The organism is Grimontia marina (genome assembly GCF_900060185.1).
GTDB classification, from domain to species: domain Bacteria; phylum Pseudomonadota; class Gammaproteobacteria; order Enterobacterales; family Vibrionaceae; genus Enterovibrio; species Enterovibrio marinus.
Window position 1 is genome coordinate 98633 of record NZ_FIZY01000001.1, and the last position, 23329, is coordinate 121961.

Below are 23329 nucleotides of genomic sequence, written 5' to 3' on the forward strand. Positions count from 1 at the left end.
TCAATCGCGGTTATGTTTCATTAGGTGCATGCTAATGCGGTTGTGATACGTCGACCGGAGAGAAACAGAGGAAGTAATGGCAGGCAATTCAATAGGTCAGGTTTTTCGGGTCACCACTTTTGGTGAAAGTCATGGATTGGCGTTGGGCTGCATTGTTGACGGTTGCCCACCGGGACTTGAAATTTCAGAAGCAGATTTACAGGTCGATCTGGACCGTCGTCGTCCGGGTACCTCAAAATACACGACTCAACGTCGCGAACCGGATGAAGTGAAGTTCCTTTCTGGCGTTTTCGAAGGTAAAACGACAGGGACTTCGATTGGCCTGGTTATCGAAAATACCGACCAGCGCTCACAGGATTACTCTAAAATTGCTGACCGCTTCCGTCCGGGCCATGCCGACTACACCTACCATCAAAAATATGGACACCGCGATTACCGTGGTGGTGGCCGCTCTTCAGCACGTGAAACGGCGATGCGTGTTGCTGCGGGTGCGATTGCGAAGAAATACCTCAAGCAAGAGTTTGGTATTGAAGTCCGTTGTTACCTTTCTCAAATGGGTGATGTGACCATCGACAAGGTCGACTGGGAGCAAGTTGAGCAAAACCCATTCTTCTGCCCGGATGAATCAAAACTTGAAGCCTTGGATGAACTGATCCGTGCGCTGAAAAAAGAAGGCGATTCTATCGGTGCCAAACTGACTGTGGTCGCGAATAACGTGCCTGTTGGTCTGGGCGAGCCAGTTTTCGATCGTTTAGACGCAGACGTTGCTTACGCCCTGATGGGGATCAATGCTGTGAAAGGTGTGGAAGTGGGCGATGGGTTTGATGTCGTCAACCAGCGCGGCAGTGAGCACCGTGATGAACTGACGCCGGAAGGTTTTAAATCCAACCACGCTGGTGGCATCCTTGGTGGTATTTCATCAGGTCAGGATATCGTTGCGCACCTTGCGCTGAAGCCAACTTCAAGCATCACGGTACCGGGTGAAACCATCAACGTAGATGGTGAAACCGTCGATGTGATTACCAAAGGTCGTCATGACCCATGTGTTGGCATCCGCGCAGTGCCAATTGCAGAGGCCATGGTGGCGATTGTATTGATGGACCACCTGCTGCGTCACCGCGCACAGAATGCAGGAGTGCATACCAATACGCCGAAGATTTAAATGAAAGATCCTAGGGGCTGGGAAAGAAGATTCTTGTAAAATCAAAGATTTGAAAAAGGGCTGATGGTTTAGCACCATCAGCCCTGTTTGTTATCTTTCTTATGCAATCTTTTCCCTAGGACCTATGCTCTAAAGCTTCTTCCGATTCAAAACTAAACACCGGCAGGCTCCAGCCAAACTTCACCGCTGACATACGGAAGACAAAGCCTGTCACCAGCGTAGAAATGGTCGCGATGTTCTCATCAATGCCAAACTGGTTTCCGTATGTCATCAGTGCCCAATACATAGCGCCGGCTAAGAAAGCGACAGAGGCATAAAGCTCTTTATGCAGCACCATTGGCTGACGGCGACACAGCAAGTCACGCAACAGGCCACCAAAGATGCCAGTGACCAGCGCGGACACCACACAAATCAGTGGCGACAGCCCCATATCCATGCCCACGCGACAACCGATAATGCTGAAAGCAATCAGACCGAGTGAGTCCAGCCAGACCAAAAGCTTGTGATTGCGAGCCACCCAAGATGCCATCCAGGTCGTCACGATACCGGCAACGCAAACAATCACCAGATAATGCGGGTTAGCGACCCAACTAAGCGGGTAGTGACCGAGCAAAATATCACGCACGGTACCGCCGCCAATGGCTGTGCAGGCAGCGACCAGCATGACGCCAAACCAGTCCATATTCCTGCGGCCAGCCGCCAATGCGCCTGTCATGGCTTCAGCGGTAATTCCAACGATGTATAACGTGGACAACAACATGATATTCAGTAACTTGCATTTGAGTGGGATAATTTCGCGTAATCATAGTTGTGATCCATCTCTCAATCCAATGAAAGGTTGTGAGGTCAACCATGAATTGAATTCATGCTTTTGCTGGTGGAATTGGCCTAAAACGGCGCTTTTTGCTGCGACAATAGGGGCTTTGGCAGGTAAAATGCCCGCTTAACTGAATTTGCTGTAACTTCATTATTACAATTCGCGCCATGCAACACGATTACAACGACCTTATTTCTGTCTTTAATCAGACTTTTATTGATTCTTTCAACACAGAATTGCTGCTGGGCGGCGATGAGCCGATTTATCTGCCTGCGGATGATGACAACCCACACCACAGAATCATCTTCGCCCGTGGTTTTTATGCCTCTGCGCTTCATGAAGTGTCGCACTGGTGCATTGCCGGGCCTGAACGCCGTTTGTTGGAAGACTTTGGCTACTGGTATCTACCGGATGGACGCGATGAGCAGACGCAAGCCGAGTTTGAAAAGGTAGAAATCAAACCTCAGGCGGTAGAGTGGATTCTGTCGGCCAGTTGTGGCTTTCGCTTTCAGGTAAGTTGCGACAATCTAAACGGTTCTTTTGAACCTGACCGCCCGGTATTTACCGCAAAAGTGCGTGAACAAGTGATGAAATATCTGAAAAACGGCATGCCTACGCGCGCCAAAACCTATTCAGACGCCCTTCGAACGTTTTATAATCGTCCTCCTTTAACGCCAGCAGACTTTTCCTGAGAGCTAAAAATGATCCAAGAATACGAAGAGAAAATCCTCGACCTGATTGATGCCATGGTAGACACCGCCTCTGATGATGAGTTGTTTGCCAGCGGTTATCTGCGTGGTCATGTCTCGCTGGCGGCCGCAGATTGTGAGCAGGACGGTATCGAAGAGGTATCTGCGCTGAAGGTACGTGTTGACGAAAGCCTGAAAGAGAACTCAAACGAGCTGAACCCTTCCGATCAAGTGCTGGTGGGTAACCTTTGGGCATCGCTGCAACAGCAGGCAGGTTAAATACCAACCAGATAAGAAGAAGGCGCCAATCGGCGCCTTCTTTGTTTGAATTATCTTTCTCTACTAAAGAGCTTTACCCTTGAGCAGTTTTCTTACCCACATTCGTCCCGGATGCAAGGCATTAAGCACATCAACCGGCATGGGGAGTGGGTCGCCACAAAGCTGTGAAGCCAGAAGTTCACCGAGGATGGGGGCAGAGGTTAAACCGCGCGAACCGAGTGCCAACAGGCTATAGAGGTTCGGGTAAACCGGCACATCTTCGGCACTGTCTTTCTTATCTCGTAAATCACTGTATACGGTTTTCAGGGCTTCAAAGTCGCAGACATCACCGACATATGGCAGATGATCGCGGCTGGCACAGCGAATACCTACACGACCACCACCATGGTCAGTATCAATCTCTTTTGGCCACTCAGCAGGAATGCAATCGACCAGGCGCTGCTTGTTGTCAGCCTGATCGTCCATGCGGAAGTCCATGGAAGTATCATTCCGGCTGTAGCTGGCGCCGATGCAATGAGTGTCATTTTTTGGGTTGGCCGGCGTCAGGTAACCGTCATAACACAACACGGTTTTGAGCTGCTTTAACGCTGGCGTGGTATTGATGTGGGACACCTGGCCACGAACCGCATAGGCCGGAATGGGGGCGGTTTGCTCAAACTGGGTGAACTTATGGCCGTTAGCGACAACCACGGTATCGTGAGTCCGTTCGCTTTGGTTTGCAGTCAGTATCCACGCCCCGTTCTGATGACTGGATTTCGTCACTTCGGTACTGTAATGACAGGTCAACAGGCCAGTTTCCTCAGCGTTGGCTATCAAGCCCTGAGTTAACTGCTGAGGACACAACCAACCGCCGAGAGGATAGGTGACACCGCCGTGCCCGGTTTCAATGCCAGTCAGTGATTCGGCGTCTTCTCTAGTGATGCCGTGGATAAGAGATTCCGGAAAACCACCTGTCAGCATCTTCGCCAATTTGTCCGTGCTTTTTTCATCCCACCCTAATTGGGTAACGCCACACAAATCGTGATTAAACGAAACCGTTTCTGCTGCCTGTTCAATAAACTGACGGGAGAACAAAAATGCCGGCGCAAAGAAGCGAGAAAGGGCATCGTCACTGCCATTTAGAAGTGGATACACCGCGCCTTGTCGGTTGCCAGATGCGGCAAGTCCAGGCTTGTCATGTTCGCAATAAAGGGTGACTGATTTTCCACGACGTACCAGTGACAATGCCAAGGTGGCGCTCGCCACACCGCCACCAATAATCGCAATGTCATTGCTATTTTGTGGTGCAGTACGTTTATACCAAGGAGCCTGTTGGCGTGGCTGGTTACGTTCGACCATGGTGCCGACAATCATGTCGCGTTTGGTGCCATAGCCCTTGGCTTTTTTCATTTCAAAGCCTGCGTCAATTAAGCCGCGACGCACAAAGCCAGCTGCAGTGAAAGTGGCGACGGTACAGTCTTGTTTGGCCAGTCTTGCCATGCCGTCAAATAGCGTCTGACTCCACATTTCAGGGTTCTTGCTGGGTGCAAAGCCGTCCAAAAACCAGCAATCCACAATACCGTCATCAGACGTCCACACTTGTGGCATACAGTCTTTGATGTCGCCGAACCACAAGTCCAGCGTGATCATGCCATCTGCCAGTACCAAACGGTGGCAGTCAGAAACCGCTGCTGGGTAGTGTTTGCGCAGTGCTTCGGCGAAATCCGCCAACTCTGGCCAGGCTGCGTGGGCTTTTTCTAAATCAGTGACGGAGACCGGGAACTTCTCAAAGCTGATGAAATGAAGCTGGTTGACTTGAGCCTCAGGGTTTTCCTTTCGGAATTGGGCAAACCACTGCCACACAGCCAGGAAGTTAAGGCCTGTACCAAACCCGGTTTCCGCAATCACGAATCGGTCATGTGAAAAGGTATCCCAGCGGTTTGGTAGCTGGTTTTGCTGCAGGAACACGTAGCGCGTTTCTTCCAGACCATTGGCATTGGAAAAGTAAACATCGTCAAAGTTGTCAGAGACCGGTGTTCCGGCGTCATTCCAATGGATTTGGGCGTGTTCAATACGGGTTTGGGTCACAAGCCTTACCTTAATAAAAATGGGATTTGCACGTCGAGCGCGGATTCTATCGCCAATTCGACGGAATATACAGAACCGACAACGGGTCTGTGTCAGTATGTGAAAAATTTCAGCTTACACCTGTACTCTAGGAAAGCTGACCACTTAGGCGTATCAAAACCGCTATCATCGGTGCGAACTCGAATTGTAGGAACAAAAGATGAAACGAGCCGTAATTACAGGTATGGGAATTGTTTCCAGCATCGGTAACAACGTTAAAGAAGTGCTGGAGTCATTAAAGACGGGTAAATCAGGGATTAGCTTTTCCCAACAGTTCGCAGACATGAAGCTTCGCAGTAATGTCTGGGGTGATTTAAAGCTCAATCCTGCTGATCACATTGATCGCAAAAAGTTTCGTTTTATGGGCGATGCTGCGGGCTTCGCTTATCTGTCAATGGAGCAGGCTATCGAAGATGCCGGTTTGACAGAAGATATGGTGTCTAACGACCGCACCGGTCTGGTTGCCGGTTCTGGTGGCGCATCATCGATTAACCAGGTTGCAGCCACAGACACATTACGTGAAAAAGGCGTAAAACGTGTTGGTCCTTACATGGTGCCACGTACCATGTCTTCAACGGTTTCAGCTTGTCTGGCAACACCATTCAAAATCCGTGGTGTGAACTACACCATGAGCTCAGCATGTGCGACGTCCGCGCACTGTATTGGCCACGCTGTCGAATTGATTCAACTGGGTAAGCAAGACTTAGTTTTTGCGGGTGGTGGTGAAGAACTGGATTGGTCACTGACCATGATGTTTGATGCCATGGGTGCACTGTCGACCAAATACAACGACAACCCAGAAAAAGCATCACGTACCTACGACGCTGATCGCGATGGTTTCGTTATCTCTGGTGGTGGCGGCATGATGGTTATCGAAGAGCTTGAGCATGCGCTGGCGCGTGGTGCGAAAATCTACGGTGAAATCGTGGGCTACGGTGCAACATCAGATGGCTACGATATGGTAGCGCCATCGGGCGAAGGCGCAGTTCGCTGTATGAAGATGGCGATGCAGGACGTCGATCAAATTGACTACATCAACACTCACGGTACCTCTACGCCAGTGGGCGATGTGAAAGAGCTGGGGGCGATTCAGGAAGTGTTCGGCAACAACAGCCCTGCAATTTCTGCAACCAAAGCCATGACCGGTCACGCACTGGGTGCGGCAGGTGTTCACGAAGCGATTTACTCCACCATCATGTTGGAAAATAACTTCGTTGCACCAAGCATCAACATCGAAAACCTGGATCCAGCCGCTGAAGGCTTGGATATCGTGTCGGAAGCCCGTGAAGTTGAGTTGAAGACTGTGATGTCTAACAGCTTCGGCTTCGGTGGCACCAACGCCACGCTGGTTATCAAAAAATACGAGGGATAAGCGTCTCACTTGTCCCCAGGGTCTGCTGGCTGTCAAAGGTAGACAGGCCCTTTAGTTTTCCGGGACGTAGGCTTTATGCCCACAACAGACGCAGGTTTAGATCGTTGAGAGCCGATCTCTACCTTTCAGATCCTGGATTTTGCCCGGCCAATTGGCCGGGTTTTTTCGTTTTATCTGGCGCAGAAAACCGTCACAATAGCGCCAATAGAATAAATGTAAGAGTAAACACACTTGAACATTCTGATTGATGAAAACATGCCGTATGCCGCTGAGCTGTTCAGCAAGCTGGGTACGGTTACCGCAAAAGCAGGACGTACCCTGAAGGCAGATGATCTGATTGACGTTGACGCGCTGATGATTCGCTCCGTCACCAAAGTTGACGAAGTACTGCTGGAAAAAGCCAATAAACTGAAATTTGTTGGTACGGCAACCGCAGGGACAGACCATGTTGATGCGGATTTGCTTGCCAGCAAAGGCATCTTCTTTACTGCCGCGCCGGGCTGTAACAAAGTGGGTGTGGCCGAATACGTGATAAGCGCGCTGCTGGTATTGAGCCAGCAACAGGGCTTTTCTATTGCTGACCGTAAAGTTGGCATTGTGGGCGCAGGTCAGGTGGGAAGCTACCTGTCTAAATGTCTGTCAGCGCTCAGCATTCCGCACCTGTTATGCGATCCTATCAAACAAGCGGAAGGCGACACACGCGAGTTTCATCCTCTACAAACGCTGATTGCAGAGTGTGATGCCCTGACCTTCCACACGCCGCTAACCAAGACCGGTGAATACCCAACGCATCATCTGATGGGTGAAGCGGAGATCGCTGCATTGAAGCCTGGTTCAATCCTTATCAACGCGGCTCGCGGTCCAGTGGTCAGTAATGACGCACTGAAAGCTGCACTGAAAACACAGCATTTAACTGCCGTGCTAGATGTGTTCGAGTTTGAACCGGAAGTGGACATGGAACTTCTTCCCATGCTGGCTTTCGCCACCCCGCACGTTGCGGGTTACGGACTGGAAGGTAAAGCACGCGGCACCACCATGATCTACAACAGTTACTGCGAGTTTCTGGATAATCAGGAAGAAAAAGTCGAAGCGGCGTCTTTGCTGCCGATCGCGCCAATTCCAAAGGTATCACTGAGCAAGCCTTGGGACGACAGCGATCTGATGGCACTGTGCCAGCTCATTTATGACATCCGCCGTGATGACGCCGAGTTTCGACGTGCGATGGCTGACGTTGAGCTGCACCGCGCAAGCTTTGACCGCTTGCGAAAGAATTACTGGGACAGACGCGAGTACAGTGCAATTACACTAGCGGGCGAGGCAGCGTTTGGGTTAGAGTCGCTCGCTAATTTAGGTTTTACCGTAGAGGAATAATCATGACACAAGAATTCGATGTGGCTTATGACGTCGCTGTTTTAGGTGCTACAGGCGCAGTAGGACGCACCATTATCGAGGTGTTGGAAGAGCGTAAATTCCCTGTGCGCAATCTTCACTTGCTGGCAAGTGAGCGCAGCGCCGGTGAAACCATCCGCTTTAACGGTAAAAGTGTCCGCGTGAAAAACGTGGAAGACTTTGACTGGAGCCAGGTTCAAATCGCGCTGTTCTCAGCGGGTGCAGAATCATCTGATCGTTGGGCACCGATTGCTGCTGATGAAGGCGTAGTGGTTATCGATAACACCTCACGTTTCCGCTACGAATACGATGTCCCACTGGTCGTGCCAGAAGTGAACCCGGAAGCGATTGCGGATTTCCGTAACCGTAACATCATCGCAAACCCTAACTGTTCGACCATCCAAATGCTGGTGGCACTGAAGCCAATTTACGATGCAGCAGGTATCGAGCGCATCAACGTCTCGACATATCAGTCAGTATCGGGTTCAGGCAAGAAAGGGGTTGATGAACTGGCAGGCCAGACAGTGAAACTGTTGAACAGTCAGGAAGCAGAACCAGGCACCTACAAAAAACAGATCGCGTTTAACTGTCTGCCACACATCGATGAGTTCATGGACAACGGCTACACCAAAGAAGAAATGAAAATGGTGTGGGAAACCCAGAAAATTCTGGGCGACGATTCCGTGGCGGTAAACCCGACCTGTGTGCGCGTGCCTGTGTTCTATGGCCACGCTGAAGCCGTACACATTGAATGTCAGCAGCCGTTGGATGCCACCGAAGCGATGGACTTGTTATCCCGTGCTGAAGGTGTTGAAGTTTACTATGGCGAAGACTACCCAACGCAGGTAAAAGAAGCGACAGGTAAAGACCATGTCATGGTCGGTCGTGTGCGTAATGATATCAGTCACCCGAACGGCCTGAACATGTGGGTTGTTGCTGACAACGTCCGCAAAGGCGCAGCGACGAACTCAGTGCAAATTGCTGAATTTTTGATCCGCGATTACCTGTAATCATCCCTGACTTATTCAACCCAACAGCCGGCAGCAGTGATCTGGTGCCGGTTGTTTGATCACAAAACACAGTTTTATCTCTTCACACTACAGTTTTCAGCTGGGCTTCCGATATAGTTATGGAAATAACCAGTAATATCAATCGCAGCAGGTGTTTAACGCCTTGCCTCCCAGCGACTTCAGTACGGGAAACGCACCGCGATTGTGAAAAGCCTTTTATTCTGCCATAGGGGAATGCGGGCAGTGTCTGACCCAGATTTTTATAACGCGATGAAGCGAACTCTTTTTTCATACTTATCACGTGGTCGTATCGGCAAAACGCTTGTCGTCTCGTCTCTATTGCTGAGCCTCGGTATTCCGTTCTCTGCGCAGTCTGCTATTCGCATTCTTGGCCCGGTAGAAGAGTCTCCTCCGTCCAGTGCCACTGAGCCTCTGACTCAACAAAATCAAGCGCCGCTTTCCTCTGTGAACCGACGCCAGACTGTTGGGCCAACCCGTGACTCTGACACACTTTGGTCTATCGCGTCGCGCTATCAGCCGAACAACTCAGTGACTGTCTATCAGACCATTGGTGCAATTTTTCGCCTGAATCCAGGTTCGTTTGAAGATGCCAATATCCACGGTTTGATTCCTGGCAGTACCTTGTTGATGCCAACACTCACTGAGATTCGTCGTGAGAGTACTGGTGATGTTGCGAGCCGCCTGCAAATTGATGAGGCGCGTAAAGACGCAAAACGCGTGGCTAATCAGCCATTAAGTCAGCAAGTCACTACGCCGGCAGTGACCACACCAAAAACAACACCTAAGCCTGAGCCAAAACCTGAACCTGCAATGGTCGAAAAAACGAAGCCAGAAATGGAAGCCGGTGAACCGGAAGCCATGGCTGAGAACGCGGCTATGAAAGAGAAGGAGGTAATGGAACCTAAGGGTGACATGTCAGGCGCGCCGACCAAACCAAACATGTCTGCGGTTCAGAACCAAATCAACGAATCTGACCTGCAAATGGGCAAACTAGTTGAAAGTAACCACATTCTGAAAATCCGTCTGGCCGAAGTACAAAATGAGCTGGCTGCCATGAAAGACCAGATGTCAGCTGATGAAGAACTAACAGAAGAAATTCGTGAGTTCCTCGAAGTTCAGCGTATGCGTCAGGCTAAGGTGGAAATGAAAGAACCGTCGTTCTTTGAATCCGTGATGGCAAGCCCATTGATGCTGGGGACTATGGCAATTATTCCAGCGTTGCTAGTAATTGGTGCCGCAGCCTTCTTCATCATGCGTCGCCGCAAAGACGAAGATGTTGACGTTGAAGAGCCGGAAGGTCTGGATGGCGCAGCCCCAGATATGCCAGCGGCGATGGTCGATGTTGATGACGGTACTGACGAACTTGTTCTGGAAGATGAAGAACTTGAAGTTACCGATGATATTGATACCGACGAACTCTTTGGCGACGACATGGGTGATGATCTTGATGATATCAACCTGTCCGATACTCTTGAGCTTTCAGAAGAACCTGAAGAAGGCGACCTGGACATCGATGCCGATACTGATCTGACATCGAACTTGGATGTTGGTTTGGATGATGACTTTGATACCAGTACCGATGTCGAAGCGAACACCGATGACGCGATCGGTTTGGAAGATATGGAACGTGCGCTCGATGAGATGTCCTCACAGCCTGAAGAAGCAGAACTCAGCCCTGATGAAGCGCTCGCCGCAATGTGGGAGCAATCGCTCAGCGGCGGTGATGAAGAAGTCGATGATATTGATGCTTTACTGGCCGCAGAACAGTCAAGTGAAGGCGACGAAGTAGCCACTGCAGAAGCCGAACCAGCGCCTGAAGCGTCAGCAGAGGAAGACGCTTCAGAAGAAGCCCTTGAAACCAATGAAGCCTTGTTCGATAACGTGCTGGATGGTGAGCCTGAAGTTGACTTGTCTCAGGATATCGACCTGTCTGATGATGACATCGATGACCTTATCGGCTCAGCTGCTGAGCCAGAGCCAAGCGCTGAAGACAATACGGCAATGCTGGATGAGCCACTCGGCGAAGACGATGACCTAGATCTTATCAGTAATGATGTCGTGGAAGAGGACGATATCGCAGACCCTGATGCACTGCTTGATGAAATGCTTGGTGATGATCTCATCGATGAAGATGGCAATACTGTCGCATCAGAAGAAAAAGACGATACCGATGATTTATCGCTCGAGCCAGAACTCGACGCGGATCTGTCTGAAACAGACGCCTTGCTGGACGAGTTTGTCAGCGAAGATGACGAAGACCCGCTTGATGAAACGGCATTACTTGACGAAGCCATTGATGACGATGATTTGCTGGGCGATGTTCTTGGTGAAACAGAAGATCAGGAAGAAGTCGACCTCGGAGAAACCGATGTTTTGCTCGATGAGCTGATTGACGACGGTGATGCACTCGAAGATGAAAGTGCATTACTGGATGAAGTCCCGGATGACGATCTGCTTGGTGATGATCTTGGTGTTGATAGCGAGCTTGATATCGATAAAGACCCTGATCTCGACGTCGACATTGATAATGAATTGGACATCGATAGTGTGCTGGATATTGATGCCGAGACAACACCGGAGATCACTGGTGAGGTATTGGGTGACGATTCAGATGATGCGCCGGAAGAAGTCTCTGATGAGTTGGAGATTCCTGAGCCAGAAGTGGCAGAGACTGAAGAGCACACAGAGGCTGAAGAGTCGGGTGTTGAGGATCTTACTGAGGTTGATGACGCACTGAACAACGGCAGTTCAGAGACTGAGCTGGATGAGCTGGTGGACGATACGCCTGTTGAGGCTGAACCTGAACCTGAAGCCTCTGAATCAGAGCTGGAACTACTGGATGATGTGCTTGAGCAGGACGAGCAGACTGAAGAAGATATTGAGAGCGATACGGAAGAAACCGCACTGGATGAAGCGCCGATTGAAGAGCCTGAGGCGACAGCCGAAGACTTGGATCTTCTCGATAGTCTGCTAGATGAAGATGCGTCTTCAACTGAGTCTGAAGAGCTTGATTCAGAGCAAGCTGACTCTGTCCAAACTGAGCTAGAGCAACCAGACATTGAGCCAGAAGCGTCAGAAGAGACAGCCGAGACACAGGATGAGCTGGTAGCCTTTGATGAGACGCCAGATACAGCCGAAGCTATCACTGAAGAGCTTACTGTTGATGAACTGGCTTCAGAAGAGCGAGATATTGAAGATAGTGACGTTGAATCCTCAATCTCAGAAAGCCCGGAAGCAGAAAACGAAGTTGAAGAGCCTCAAGCGTTAGAATCGGAATCAGAAGAACCATTAGATGTCTCCGTCGAGCAAGAAGCCGAAGACGCGTTCGAGGCGGAAGATGAAGCGCCGCTCGATCTGTCTTCTTTGCCTGAGTATGACGAAGAGGCAGCATTAGCAGACAGTGAAGGTGAATCAGAAGCAATCAGTGAAGTGTTGCCTGATGACGATGATACCGTGCCACTGGATTTGGAAAATCTCCCCGAATATACCGAAGAAGATGCAGCGCAGGAATATGAAGTCGAACTTCCTCCCTCCCAGGAAGACGCAGCTGAGTCCGTTGAAAGTGACGTCGCCGAAGAGGAAGCGCTTCAAGAAGAATCGCTGAATACACCTCAGCCGGAACAAGAAACCGAGGAAGAGGTTCATGCCTTCACGGCGACGGAGCCTAATACACTGGCTTTCCCGAAAGTTGAGCCTATCGGACTTGATGAACTGGGTGAGTTTGACGAAGACGATGCACTGTCTGCCGCGTTAGATGAACAACGAGAGCTGGAAGAATTCCTACCACAATCGAAAGAAGAGGGCTTCACGCAACCTTCCGCGCCGGTTTCGCAAGCGCCTTATCGAGCCGCTGAATTGGATGAGCTAGCGCAACTCGATGACGATGAGCATCAGGTTGCAGGCTTGAACATGGAAGCACTGCTTTCAGAAGAACTGGAAGAAGAACACTCAGGGCTGGGGGACTTTGAAACCGAAGAGCTCGACATCCCTGAGGATGAAAGTGACGTTTGGAGCGCGGAGCAAGCGCCGGAGCCGGAGCTTGAAAGCGAAGATTGGTCTGAGCAACCAGAGGTTCTGGGTGATGAGATCAAGTCCATGGACCTTGAAGGTGACTTGGATGGATTGCTGGATGATGTTGAAAGCGAGCTGGTTGAAGAGACCGCGCCGAGTGAAGACTACATCAGTATTGATGAGCTGATGAAAGATGACGGTGTGCCCCAGGAAGACCCTGACTCGTTGAAAATAGATCTGGATGTTGGGCTAGAAGATTTTCCAGACGTGCTGAGCGACATTCAACCTGCTGATGTTGATAGCAGTGGTGAAGCCGCGACCAATATGGATTTGGCGAAAGCTTATCTTGAGATGAATGATGTTGACGGTGCCATTCAACTTCTTGAAAAGGTAATGCAAAGCGGCGATACGAACCTCAAGGATGAAGCCAGATTGATGATTGAGAAGCTTAATTAACCAACAGATCCCAAAAAGGCGGGGTATCCCGCCTTTTTTATGTTGTTAAAAGGTAGCTAACTCAACTTAGAGGAATTATTGGCTGATTGGCTTATGAAGAAAGCAGGTTATATAATGCGCCGCCTTAGATAACCTGTAAGACAGAGAAAACACGATGAGAATTGCCCTGGGTGTGGAATACGACGGTGCGAAATTTTATGGCTGGCAACGCCAGCGTGAAGTGCCAAGCGTTCAGGAACATCTTGAAAAAGCCCTGTCCAAAATCGCCAATCAGCCTATTGAAGTGCAGTGCGCCGGTCGCACAGATGCTGGCGTTCATGGCACAGGTCAGGTAGTTCATTTCGATGTTGAAGGCTCAAGGCCACTACGAGCATGGACCATGGGCGTCAACACACACCTACCTGACACAATCGCAGTGCGTTGGGCGAAAGAGGTGCCGGATGAGTTCCATGCCCGCTTTACCGCAACGGCACGTCGTTATCGATACATTATCTACAATAACGTTTTGCGTCCGGGTATTCTCCGTCACGGTGTGAGCCACTATCATGGTGAATTGGACGAAAAGCTGATGCATGAAGCGGCCCAATGCTTATTGGGTGAGAATGATTTCACGTCTTTTCGCGCAGCTCAGTGTCAGTCAAATAGCCCATGGCGAAATGTTCACCATATAAATGTGACTCGTCAGGGACGTTTCGTGATCATTGATATCAAGGCCAATGCATTTGTTCACCACATGGTGAGAAACATCACTGGCAGCTTGATTGCTGTCGGCCGCAAAGAGCAAAAGCCAGAGTGGCTGAAGTGGTTGCTGGAAATTAAAGACCGCAACCTGGCAGCAGCGACAGCAAAGGCAGAAGGATTGTATCTGGTTGAAGTGGATTATCCGACGGAATATGAATTGCCATCCTCGCCGATAGGCCCTTTGTTTCTACCAGACGAACAGCTTTAATCATGAAAGAGGTACCTAAAATCGCCTCTTTGTCACAAAACAAAGTAGAGATAAGTGGGACTAACAATAGGTAGTACCAGTTTTTTGTCCAAAGTCTTAACAAGTTGTGTTTTAATTCTCTGTTGAATTCGTAGATATCAAGGCCACTTGCCCATCTCTGCACAGACCGCGTTCATGGTGAGCGAAACAGTGCATGGTAATGATGTAAGCGGCGAGTGCTCCAATATAAAAGGTCGTTCATGAGCTGGCTTGAAAAAATTCTGACAAAAAGCAATATCGGTTCTTCACGTAAGGCTTCTATCCCAGAAGGCGTCTGGACCAAATGTTCGTCTTGCGAACAGGTGCTGTACCACGCAGAACTTGAGCGTAACCTGCACGTGTGTCCGAAATGTGACCATCACATGCGTATGAGCGCGCGCAAGCGCCTGGAAACCTTCCTTGATGAAGGTAACCGTGTAGAAATCGGTGATGAGTTGGAGCCGAAAGATCTGCTCAAGTTCCGTGACTCGAAAAAGTACAAAGATCGTATCTCTGCAGCGCAGAAGTCGAGTGGCGAGAAAGATGCACTTATCGTCATGAAAGGTGAACTACTGGGTATGCCAGTAGTTGCGGCCTCTTTTGAATTTGCTTTTATGGGCGGCTCAATGGGTGCGGTTGTTGGCGCGCGCTTCGTGAAAGCGGTAGACGCAGCCATCGAAAATAACTGTGGTTTGGTTTGTTTCTCTGCAAGTGGCGGTGCACGTATGCAAGAAGCGCTGATGTCGCTCATGCAAATGGCGAAAACCAGTGCAGCGCTGGAGCGCCTGTCAGCAAAAGGCCTGCCTTTTGTTTCTGTATTGACTGACCCAACCTTCGGTGGTGTCACCGCAAGCTTTGCGATGCTGGGTGACGTAAACATCGGTGAGCCAAAAGCTTTGATCGGTTTTGCTGGCCAACGTGTTATTGAACAAACCGTGCGAGAGAAACTGCCAGAAGGTTTTCAGCGCAGCGAGTTTCTGTTGGAGCACGGTGCGATTGACATGATTGTTGATCGCCGCGAAATGCGTCAGCGCATCGGTGGTATGCTGGCGAAAATGACCAACCAAGAATCTCCATTGGTTGTGTCCGTCGACAAACCGCTGGAAGGTGAAGTAATTGAAGCTGAGCCAGTGGAAGAAGATAAAGAGTAACTTCGCCTAGCAAATCTCACATCGAAAGAGCGCCTTATGGCGCTCTTTGTCTTTTAGCTGATATGATTAAAGTATCGGAAATTTGAATAGATAACAAATGTCAGAACTCATTAAGCCCGGTGCTCATTCACCGCTATCTGCATGGTTGCAGTATCTGGAATCTCTTCACACCAGCGCAATTGATTTAGGTTTGGACCGCGCTTCACTGGTTGCCAGTAACAGAAACCTAACCAAGCCAGCGCCGACAGTCATCACGGTAGCCGGTACCAATGGCAAAGGCTCCACCTGTGCCATTATTGAAACCATTCTTCTCAACGCTGGCTACAAAGTTGGCGTATACAGCTCCCCACATCTGGTGCGTTATAACGAGCGTGTTCGAATCAATGGCTTGGAGTTGGATGATGAAAGGCATTCAGAAGCGTTTGCCGCGATCGAAGCACTGCGTGGTGATACCAGCCTGAGTTTCTTTGAATTCGGCACGTTGGCAGCACTTTGGTTGTTTCTTGATAACCAAGTTGATGTGGTCGTACTAGAGGTTGGCTTAGGCGGCCGCTTGGATGCCACAAACGTTGTTGATCATGATGTATCAGTGATCACTAGCTTGGCTATCGATCATGTCGATTGGCTCGGTGATGACATTGAAGTGATTGGCTTCGAGAAAGCCGGTATTTTCAGAGCCGGAAAACCTGCGGTTTGCGGTCAACCTGAACCGCCAGCCAGTGTTGCTGCCCATGCTGATGATATTGGCGCGAACCTGCATCAAGTAGGGTATCAATTTGACTATGAAAAAGAAGGTGATGTCTGGCATTGGCAATGCGGCGCGTTTGATTTGCGTGATTTGCCGATTCCCAACTTACCACTTCCGAATGCAGCAACGGCACTCATGGCATTAGGGCTTTCTGAGCTTGAAGTCACTGACGAGCACATCGTTGATGGTCTGAAGTCAGTAAAACTGGCTGGACGCATGGAGCGCGTTTCTGATTCACCTTTGATTTTGATGGATGTTGCCCACAACCCACATTCAGCTGCGTATCTGGCGAAACAAATTCGGGAATTGAAAGAGGCATCCAACGCCTGCGTGCATGCTGTCGTTGCTATGCTCCATGATAAGGATATTGCCGCCACCATCGAAGAAATGAAGTCCGTCATTGACCATTGGTACCCAGCTTCACTTACTGGTCCCCGCGCTGCGAGCTGGGAACAGGTCGCTGAATACTTACCAGAGGGTGTCCAAGGCTTCGCAACACCAGCACTGGCTTTTGACAAAGCGAGAGCTGCTCTCGACTGGCAAGGGGATATCCTTATCGTATTCGGTTCTTTCCATACAGTCGGTGAGATCGCCGACCACCTCCAAAAACAGGAGTAATCGTGGCAACCCAGTTTCAAAACCGATTGGTCGGGACGCTCATCCTTGTCTCTCTAGGCGTTATTTTCCTCCCCGATGTGTTTGACGGTGAAAAGGCACATTATGAAGAAAGCTATCAAGCCATCCCTTTGCGCGAGGAAGTGGATGAATCCTTGCTGACCGAGCCTGTCATGGCACCCGAAGAAGTTGAAAGCTTTATGCCGCCAGAAGAGCCTGTCGTCGTCACCATAGACGCGCCGGCGGCACCGAATGTCGCTTCAGCGCCCAAAGAAAACTATACCGACTCGGCATGGATTATTCGTCTAGGTACGTTTCGTAACATTGAAAATGCGCATAATCTAGTAGCAACACTTCGGAGTAAAGGGTATGCAGCGCAACTTATGCCACGTGATATCAAAGAAGGTGAATTAGCGCGTGTTGAAGTAGGTCCTGATGTCTCGAAAGAAAAGTTAGAGTCGATGACTGCGGATTTAGAGTCTTTGACGGGCTTGAAAGGTCAACTGCTTAGATTTAACCCACTCAACCCATAAGAAAACGTTTGCGTCGTCATTTTTTCTGTTAAAATGCGCGCGAATCGCTCAGATGATTAAAAGATGAATTGGATAGATTACATCATTATTGGCGTGATCAGCTTTTCTGCTCTGATTAGCTTGGTCCGCGGTTTTGTTAAAGAAGCCTTGTCGCTGGTGATTTGGTTTGGTGCCTTCTTTGTCGCAAGTGATTTTTACCCGCAACTGGCAGCTTACTTTACAAATATTCATGACGAAATGATTCGAAACGGCGCAGCAATAGCGGCGCTGTTTATTGCCACTCTGATTGTTGGTGCGGTTGTTAACTACGTGATTGGACAGTTAGTACAAAAAACTGGCCTTTCAGGTACAGATCGCGTGTTAGGGATTGTTTTTGGGGGTATTCGTGGCGTGCTGATTGTCGCTGCACTACTGTTTTTCCTCGATGCATTCACCAGCCTTGCCAGTTCTCCAGAGTGGAAACAATCGCAGTTAATCCCTAAATTTGGGGTAGTGATTGAATGGTTTTTCGATTATTTGGAGCAAAGCTCCAGCTTTCTGCCTAAGGTGATCTAAGGTTTTCCCGCGGCAAGGTTCGCGGGCAAATCCACAAGTTCCCTGGGCTCAATTTCGCGTTACAAGGAACAGCATACATGTGTGGGATTGTTGGGATCGTGGGCGAGACCCCGGTTAATCAGTCAATTTACGATGCGTTGACAGTACTTCAGCACCGAGGTCAGGATGCGGCAGGGATTGTCACCATTGACGATAACCGCTTCCGCCTGAGAAAAGCGAACGGCTTGGTCAAAGATGTTTTCCAACTTAAGCACATGCAAAGACTGCAGGGAACCGTGGGTATTGGCCACGCCCGTTACCCAACTGCGGGTAGCTCCAGCGCTTCCGAAGCGCAACCATTTTATGTGAACTCACCTTACGGCATCACATTGGCTCACAACGGTAACCTAACCAATGCCAATCAGCTTCGTGAATCACTTTTTGCTCAAGACCGACGCCACCTCAACACCACCTCTGACTCAGAAGTCCTTCTTAATGTCCTTGCCCACCAAATCGACAAAGTGGCGTCTCAAGAACTGACAGAAGAAGATGTGTTCAAGGCAGTTCGTGAGCTTCACTCGCAAGTGACCGGTGGCTACGCCGTAGTTGCAATGATTATTGGCCATGGTCTGGTTGCCTTCCGTGACCCACACGGTATTCGCCCGCTTTGCATGGGCAAGCGCACAGTCAATGGTCGTGAAGAGTATATGGTGGCTTCAGAGTCTGTGGCACTGGATGCAGTTGGTTTTGACTTTGTGCGTGATATAGCGCCGGGCGAAGCCATCTATATTACCTTCGACGGTCGTCTGTTTACCCGCCAATGTGCTGACAACCCTGCATTGTCTCCTTGTATCTTTGAGTTCGTTTACTTTGCGCGTCCGGATTCATTCATCGACAAGATTTCAGTCTACGGCGCACGCATCAACATGGGGCAAAAGCTCGGTGCTAAAATCCGTCGTGAATGGGAAGACTTGGATATTGACGTGGTTATCCCGATTCCTGAAACCTCCTGTGATATTGCATTGGAAATCGCTCAGGTACTTGAGAAGCCATATCGCCAGGGATTCGTGAAAAACCGTTATGTTGGCCGTACCTTTATCATGCCGGGCCAACAGCAACGTCGTAAGTCAGTACGTCGTAAACTCAATGCTATTCGCTCAGAGTTTAAAGACAAATCTGTACTGCTGGTGGATGACTCGATTGTTCGCGGCACCACATCTGAACAAATCATCGAAATGGCAAGAGAAGCCGGCGCGAAGCGTGTATACATGGCGTCAGCTGCACCAGAGATCCGCTTCCCGAATGTTTACGGTATCGACATGCCGAGCGCGAACGAACTGATTGCACACGGTCGCGAAGTCGATGAAATCTGCCAAATTATTGGTGCTGATGGCCTGATTTTTCAAGACCTGAGCGATTTGGAAGAAGCGGTGCGCGACGGTAACCCTGATGTGAAACGCTTTGAAAGCTCGGTGTTCAGTGGCGAGTATGTCACTAGCGATATCAATCAGGAATATCTGGATTATCTGGAAAGTCTCCGTAACGACGACTCTAAAGCGGTCCGTGAACAGCAGCAAGAATTGGCTAACCTCGAAATCTACAACGAGAGCTAAGTTTTGGCTCCTTTGATGGTTAGCTATTCCAACAATAAACGCGGCTATCAAGCCGCGTTTATTAGTTTTAGTCTTAAATTACTGCACAAATTTAATCATTGGACAAACATAGGACCGAAGCCGACATTCCACATGATGACTGTGCTGGCAAGGATCGCAACCAAAAGCACCAAACCGCACGTTACCACTGAACTTGCATAGATAAATCCCCGCTCTTCTGGGATATGCATAATTATCGGTACCCCTGTGTAAAGCAAATACACTGAGTAGGCGATACCAGCCAGACCTACTAACATGACAAACCAAACTATGGGGTAGAGAGCAGCCAGACCTACCATAAATATCGGTGTTGCCGTATAAGCCGCAAGCTCCAGGGCTTGAGTATATGTTGGAGTGGAACCAAACGTTCGACTCATCCAGAGGGTGAGATAGGCAAGAGCCATCACGCCCGTGATGAGTGCAAAATACATCGCGCAGGCGATAATGATCGCACTTTGTTGAGTGAGGAAAATCGGATCACCGACGCCGATTTGCCAGCCAATATGCACACTGGAATAATATGCGCAGATAGGTGGGATGAGCGCCATAATGGCGGCGTGTCCCATACTGTTTGCCGTCCCTTCGTGGAGATCATCAATATTTTTCCATTCTTCTTTCGGATGGGTATAAAGGCCGAGCAAATGTCCCAAAATCATAGGTCGCTCCTTCCTGTAGCGGTAACCAGCAATGTTTTATACGCAACAGCGATACGTGATCGATCGCTTTGTTACATACTAATAACATTAGGTGCTGAGGGACGTCATTCGCAAGTTTTAACCACCAAAAGTATGGTGGTTTTTTAATCACTTATCGAATCTGGGACACTTGGTGATCAGCTTCACTCTTCAATGTTTTCTGAGTGAAAATATGAGAGAGAAAAGTCGATGAATGCACGCAGCTTTGCCGGGTGGTGTGTTTTGTCATGGTACATCAGGAAGATATCACGAGGTTCAGTGGTCCAGCCTGGCAAAATCTGGGCGAGTTCACCTTCTTGAATGTCTCTTTGCACCAAAACATCGGGGATCAGTGCGATACCCAACCCATCTTTTGCCGCAGCCCTTACTACACTGAGCTCTGTTGCCTCAAATCGTCCTTGCTGAGAGACACAGATATATTGGTCCTTATCGTTGGAAAGCTGCCATCTCATGAGCGGCCAACCTTTCAAAAGATGATGTTTCTCCAGATCGCAGGCGTCCGTAAGCGGTGCATTTGTTGAAAGGTAACTAGAGCTTGCAACAAGAATATCTCTGACCGTGTGAAGCTTTCTGGCGATCATCGAAGAGTCGCGTTGCGGCCCTATTTTGATAAAAGCATGTTTATCATCCAAGAGGGAAGGTGAGGCATCATTATAGAGTGACAGATCAATCCTAATGTCTGGGTAAGCGACGAGAAAGGCGCTGAACATGGGCTGCAATAGCTTCATCGCAATATTAGAAGGAGCAGCAAGCCGGATCGTACCGGAAGTGCCCTGGCAATATTCAGACAGGTTTTCAGTCGCTTCCACCAATTGCTCCAATAAAGGCGAGCACCGGTCATAAAAACTTTGTCCGGCTTCCGTCAGTGACAGTTTTCTGGCATCACGATGCAAGAGTTTGATCTTCAGATCTTCTTCTAGCACCTGAATTCTTCGGGTTAGGGTAGCAATAGGGATTCCCGTCTTTTTTGATGCCGATGTGTAGCTTCCATTCTCGACGATCAGTCGGAAAAGATTTAAATCATCTAATTTCATAGGATTTCACTGTCTTGCGATGGTCTTCAACAAAAAAGTACTGTTTTAGCTATTTCAAATTAAACTGGGTCATTTTTCGTTGTCTCATGTCAATATGTGGGACTCTAAAGGTGGTGTGACGGTACTGAAAGATAGAAAATATCCAAATTATTTTCTTTTCAGGATACAGAAAGTTAACCACTTTCGAGTCGTCTAATACAGGCTAGTGATAACCTCGTGCTGATTTTCAAACTATCCTAGTAATAGCAAAGCGCCCGTATTAGATACCAGCAAGGCAAGAGAAAACAGGAGAACATATTGTGTTGGAAGGAAAAGAAGTTCTCATTGTTGAAGATGATCCCGTGTTCAGCCGCATCATTGGTAGTTTTCTTCGTAAGGAAGGGTGCGTAGTAAGAGAAGCCGGGAATGGACTAGATGGATTAAAAGCACTGAGAGAAGGTATTCCTGACTTGTTACTTAGCGACCTCTCTATGCCGGTGATGACCGGACTAGAGTTCGTCGAAGAAGTCAGTATGGAATACCCAATGCTTCCAGTGATTGTTATTTCAGGTACTGGTGGCATGTCAGATGTTGCTCAGGCACTGAGATTTGGTGTGAAAGACTTTTTAATCAAGCCTATCGAAGACATTATGATCGTGAAATCTGCCATTATCTCTGTACTCGAAGATGCAGATGGTGGTGTGAACAGCGATGCGGATTTTTCGCAGCAATGGTTCAAGGTCTCACAAAATGGCGATCAACCGCTGACTGAAGAACTGAAATGGCATCTGGAAGATCTATTGGACAACCCCGGTAATGCTAGAGACCTATTAATAGGCTTGATGCCGGAACAGGATTCCCAGCAAGGCGATTGGCGACTGTCCTATCATTCGTTGCAATCTGCTGACACCAACCCGGTTGTGCTTGATTACACCTGGATGATGGACGGACAGATGGCGTTCTATATGGTTGACAGTGCCTCTGCGGGAGAAAATGGTACGGCGACAACGCTGATGATCCGTGCTTTTTTCAATGAGTATCTCCGTTCGCAAGATGCCGACGAGCGTGGTTTTGTTCACCTTGTCCACCAAATTGAACATGCCATAAAGCGCTCCACCTATGCTAGCCCAATCCGGGCCATGTTTGGCATTTTAAACGCTGCAGACGACCAACTGGACGTTCTGTCAGCGGGCCTTAACGCCGTGGTTGATGGTTCTGGTAAGGCATTGATTGTGAAGAACGATAACTTGTTAGGTATTGACGCATCGAGTACGCGTTTTCAAACCATCGACCTTTCCGGAGGGAGTGTACGGGTATCGCTTAGCGAGATTGGTCTCACCAGCTTCAGTTTAGACATCCAGAGACTGAGCGCATAATTAAACCAAAACAATCCCCAAAAACCGCCCAGATAGGCGGTTTTTTTTCGTGATGAAAAATCAACCTCTGCGTTCCAAACTATGAAGCAGTGCAGACTATTTGAGCAGTTAAAGGCTGTATGCTTGCTGCACAAAGCCCAGCCTAATATACTCAGGCGTTGCGTCGCAAAGATGATGCAAAATTGGCTAGCAATAAATCGGTAAATCGGCGAGAACGACTAGAAATGAATCCATGGTATCTGCTCTATTGTAAACGCAGCGAGCAACAACGCGCTGAGCAGCACCTCAAAAGACAAGGCGTCGATTGTTACTACCCACAGGTAACTGTAGAAAAAATCCGCAGAGGCAAGCGTTCCAGCGAGTTGGAGCCGCTCTTTCCCAACTACGTTTTTGCTTCCTTTGACGCTGAAAAAATCTCTTACACCACAGTACGTTCGACACGTGGGGTTGTCGACTTTGTTCGACAAGGCGCGATACCAACTATCGTACCTATAGAGCTCATCTCGGATCTAATGTCTCACGAAGACAGCGATGAACAGCGTGAAGCACTGGGCGACGTCTTCGAGCCCGGTGACCAACTAGAAGTGCTCGCAGGTCAGTTTTTAGGGGCAGAGGCTATCTACAAAGAAGCGGATGGGGAACTTCGTTCGATTTTATTGATCAACCTGATCAGCCGGCAGGTTGAAGTATCAACAGAAAATAAGGCACTTCGTAAAAAGTAGTTGCAACAAGC

Annotated in this window: 19 protein-coding genes; 15 read left to right on the forward strand and 4 right to left on the reverse strand. The window is 49.1% G+C overall.

What is annotated here, in order from left to right; all coding sequences use genetic code 11:
• The first annotated feature begins 76 nt into the window (after positions 1-76).
• On the forward strand, positions 77-1162 hold the full coding sequence (gene aroC, locus GMA8713_RS00480) for a chorismate synthase (RefSeq protein WP_062704673.1): 1086 nt from the start codon (positions 77-79) through the stop codon (positions 1160-1162).
• A gap of 115 nt (positions 1163-1277) precedes the next feature.
• On the opposite strand, the gene GMA8713_RS00485 is transcribed toward aroC, so the two are convergent.
• Positions 1278-1922 (reverse strand): trimeric intracellular cation channel family protein, encoded by a 645-nt coding sequence (locus GMA8713_RS00485; protein WP_062704675.1) that lies wholly within the window; start codon positions 1920-1922, stop codon positions 1278-1280.
• A gap of 224 nt (positions 1923-2146) precedes the next feature.
• Between GMA8713_RS00485 and GMA8713_RS00490 the strand changes: the two genes are divergently transcribed.
• Together GMA8713_RS00490 and GMA8713_RS00495 are read left to right on the forward strand one after the other, a co-directional pair.
• The gene (locus GMA8713_RS00490; protein ID WP_062704677.1) at positions 2147-2671 is read left to right on the forward strand and encodes an elongation factor P hydroxylase; all 525 of its coding nucleotides are present in this window, start codon (positions 2147-2149) and stop codon (positions 2669-2671) included.
• A 9-nt stretch (positions 2672-2680) separates the two neighbouring features.
• A complete protein-coding gene (locus GMA8713_RS00495; protein WP_062704679.1) occupies positions 2681-2947 on the forward strand; it encodes a YfcL family protein in 267 nt (88 codons plus the stop codon).
• 63 nt (positions 2948-3010) lie between these two features.
• Here the strand turns inward: GMA8713_RS00495 and mnmC are convergent, their stop codons facing one another.
• On the reverse strand, positions 3011-5014 hold the full coding sequence (gene mnmC / locus GMA8713_RS00500; RefSeq protein ID WP_062704680.1) for a bifunctional tRNA (5-methylaminomethyl-2-thiouridine)(34)-methyltransferase MnmC2/FAD-dependent 5-carboxymethylaminomethyl-2-thiouridine(34) oxidoreductase MnmC1: 2004 nt from the start codon (positions 5012-5014) through the stop codon (positions 3011-3013).
• 199 nt (positions 5015-5213) lie between these two features.
• On the opposite strand from mnmC, the gene fabB reads away from it, so the two are divergent.
• From fabB to purF, 10 genes are all read left to right on the forward strand, one after another.
• Positions 5214-6425: a beta-ketoacyl-ACP synthase I gene (gene fabB, locus GMA8713_RS00505; protein WP_062704682.1), complete on the forward strand. Its 1212-nt coding sequence runs from the start codon at positions 5214-5216 to the stop codon at positions 6423-6425.
• 231 nt (positions 6426-6656) lie between these two features.
• Positions 6657-7796, forward strand: a complete 1140-nt coding sequence (locus GMA8713_RS00510; RefSeq protein ID WP_062704684.1) for a 4-phosphoerythronate dehydrogenase — start codon at positions 6657-6659, stop codon at positions 7794-7796.
• 2 nt (positions 7797-7798) lie between these two features.
• Complete coding sequence (locus GMA8713_RS00515) at positions 7799-8824, forward strand: aspartate-semialdehyde dehydrogenase (protein WP_062704686.1); 1026 nt, start codon at positions 7799-7801, stop codon at positions 8822-8824.
• Positions 8825-9058: 234 nt separating this feature from the next.
• Entirely contained in the window at positions 9059-13312 is a 4254-nt protein-coding gene (locus tag GMA8713_RS00520) for a FimV/HubP family polar landmark protein (protein WP_062704688.1), read from the forward strand.
• Between the two features lie 154 nt (positions 13313-13466).
• Positions 13467-14261 (forward strand): tRNA pseudouridine(38-40) synthase TruA, encoded by a 795-nt coding sequence (gene truA, locus GMA8713_RS00525; RefSeq protein ID WP_062704690.1) that lies wholly within the window; start codon positions 13467-13469, stop codon positions 14259-14261.
• A 239-nt stretch (positions 14262-14500) separates the two neighbouring features.
• Positions 14501-15430 (forward strand): acetyl-CoA carboxylase, carboxyltransferase subunit beta, encoded by a 930-nt coding sequence (gene accD / locus GMA8713_RS00530; RefSeq protein ID WP_062704692.1) that lies wholly within the window; start codon positions 14501-14503, stop codon positions 15428-15430.
• A gap of 97 nt (positions 15431-15527) precedes the next feature.
• Positions 15528-16796, forward strand: coding sequence for a bifunctional tetrahydrofolate synthase/dihydrofolate synthase (gene folC / locus GMA8713_RS00535; RefSeq protein WP_062704694.1), 1269 nt, complete (start codon positions 15528-15530; stop codon positions 16794-16796).
• 2 nt (positions 16797-16798) lie between these two features.
• Complete coding sequence (locus GMA8713_RS00540) at positions 16799-17326, forward strand: SPOR domain-containing protein (protein ID WP_062704696.1); 528 nt, start codon at positions 16799-16801, stop codon at positions 17324-17326.
• Positions 17327-17389: 63 nt separating this feature from the next.
• On the forward strand, positions 17390-17881 hold the full coding sequence (gene cvpA / locus GMA8713_RS00545) for a colicin V production protein (protein ID WP_062704698.1): 492 nt from the start codon (positions 17390-17392) through the stop codon (positions 17879-17881).
• A gap of 77 nt (positions 17882-17958) precedes the next feature.
• Positions 17959-19473 carry an amidophosphoribosyltransferase gene (gene purF, locus GMA8713_RS00550; RefSeq protein WP_062704700.1) on the forward strand — a complete coding sequence of 505 codons (1515 nt, stop codon included), beginning with the start codon at positions 17959-17961 and terminating at the stop codon, positions 19471-19473.
• A 95-nt stretch (positions 19474-19568) separates the two neighbouring features.
• Here the strand turns inward: purF and GMA8713_RS00555 are convergent, their stop codons facing one another.
• Positions 19569-20168, reverse strand: coding sequence for a Yip1 family protein (locus GMA8713_RS00555; protein ID WP_062704702.1), 600 nt, complete (start codon positions 20166-20168; stop codon positions 19569-19571).
• 182 nt (positions 20169-20350) lie between these two features.
• Positions 20351-21241, reverse strand: coding sequence for a LysR family transcriptional regulator (locus tag GMA8713_RS00560; protein WP_062704704.1), 891 nt, complete (start codon positions 21239-21241; stop codon positions 20351-20353).
• Between the two features lie 299 nt (positions 21242-21540).
• Between GMA8713_RS00560 and GMA8713_RS00565 the strand changes: the two genes are divergently transcribed.
• Both GMA8713_RS00565 and rfaH read left to right on the forward strand, forming a co-directional pair.
• The gene (locus tag GMA8713_RS00565; protein WP_062704706.1) at positions 21541-22596 is read left to right on the forward strand and encodes a response regulator; all 1056 of its coding nucleotides are present in this window, start codon (positions 21541-21543) and stop codon (positions 22594-22596) included.
• Positions 22597-22820: 224 nt separating this feature from the next.
• Entirely contained in the window at positions 22821-23318 is a 498-nt protein-coding gene (gene rfaH, locus GMA8713_RS00570; RefSeq protein ID WP_062704708.1) for a transcription/translation regulatory transformer protein RfaH, read from the forward strand.
• The last annotated feature ends 11 nt before the right edge of the window (positions 23319-23329 follow it).

What these genes read in the sequence shown, in the direction of transcription:
- aroC (WP_062704673.1), top strand. Translation starts at nt 77, where the DNA reads ATGGCAGGCAATTCAATAGGTCAGGTTTTTCGGGTCACCACTTTTGGT.
- GMA8713_RS00485 (WP_062704675.1), bottom strand. Translation starts at nt 1,922, where the DNA reads ATGTTGTTGTCCACGTTATACATCGTTGGAATTACCGCTGAAGCCATG.
- GMA8713_RS00490 (WP_062704677.1), top strand. Translation starts at nt 2,147, where the DNA reads ATGCAACACGATTACAACGACCTTATTTCTGTCTTTAATCAGACTTTT.
- GMA8713_RS00495 (WP_062704679.1), top strand. Translation starts at nt 2,681, where the DNA reads ATGATCCAAGAATACGAAGAGAAAATCCTCGACCTGATTGATGCCATG.
- fabB (WP_062704682.1), top strand. Translation starts at nt 5,214, where the DNA reads ATGAAACGAGCCGTAATTACAGGTATGGGAATTGTTTCCAGCATCGGT.
- GMA8713_RS00515 (WP_062704686.1), top strand. Translation starts at nt 7,799, where the DNA reads ATGACACAAGAATTCGATGTGGCTTATGACGTCGCTGTTTTAGGTGCT.
- GMA8713_RS00520 (WP_062704688.1), top strand. Translation starts at nt 9,059, where the DNA reads ATGCGGGCAGTGTCTGACCCAGATTTTTATAACGCGATGAAGCGAACT.
- truA (WP_062704690.1), top strand. Translation starts at nt 13,467, where the DNA reads ATGAGAATTGCCCTGGGTGTGGAATACGACGGTGCGAAATTTTATGGC.
- accD (WP_062704692.1), top strand. Translation starts at nt 14,501, where the DNA reads ATGAGCTGGCTTGAAAAAATTCTGACAAAAAGCAATATCGGTTCTTCA.
- folC (WP_062704694.1), top strand. Translation starts at nt 15,528, where the DNA reads ATGTCAGAACTCATTAAGCCCGGTGCTCATTCACCGCTATCTGCATGG.
- cvpA (WP_062704698.1), top strand. Translation starts at nt 17,390, where the DNA reads ATGAATTGGATAGATTACATCATTATTGGCGTGATCAGCTTTTCTGCT.
- purF (WP_062704700.1), top strand. Translation starts at nt 17,959, where the DNA reads ATGTGTGGGATTGTTGGGATCGTGGGCGAGACCCCGGTTAATCAGTCA.
- GMA8713_RS00555 (WP_062704702.1), bottom strand. Translation starts at nt 20,168, where the DNA reads ATGATTTTGGGACATTTGCTCGGCCTTTATACCCATCCGAAAGAAGAA.
- GMA8713_RS00560 (WP_062704704.1), bottom strand. Translation starts at nt 21,241, where the DNA reads ATGAAATTAGATGATTTAAATCTTTTCCGACTGATCGTCGAGAATGGA.
- rfaH (WP_062704708.1), top strand. Translation starts at nt 22,821, where the DNA reads ATGAATCCATGGTATCTGCTCTATTGTAAACGCAGCGAGCAACAACGC.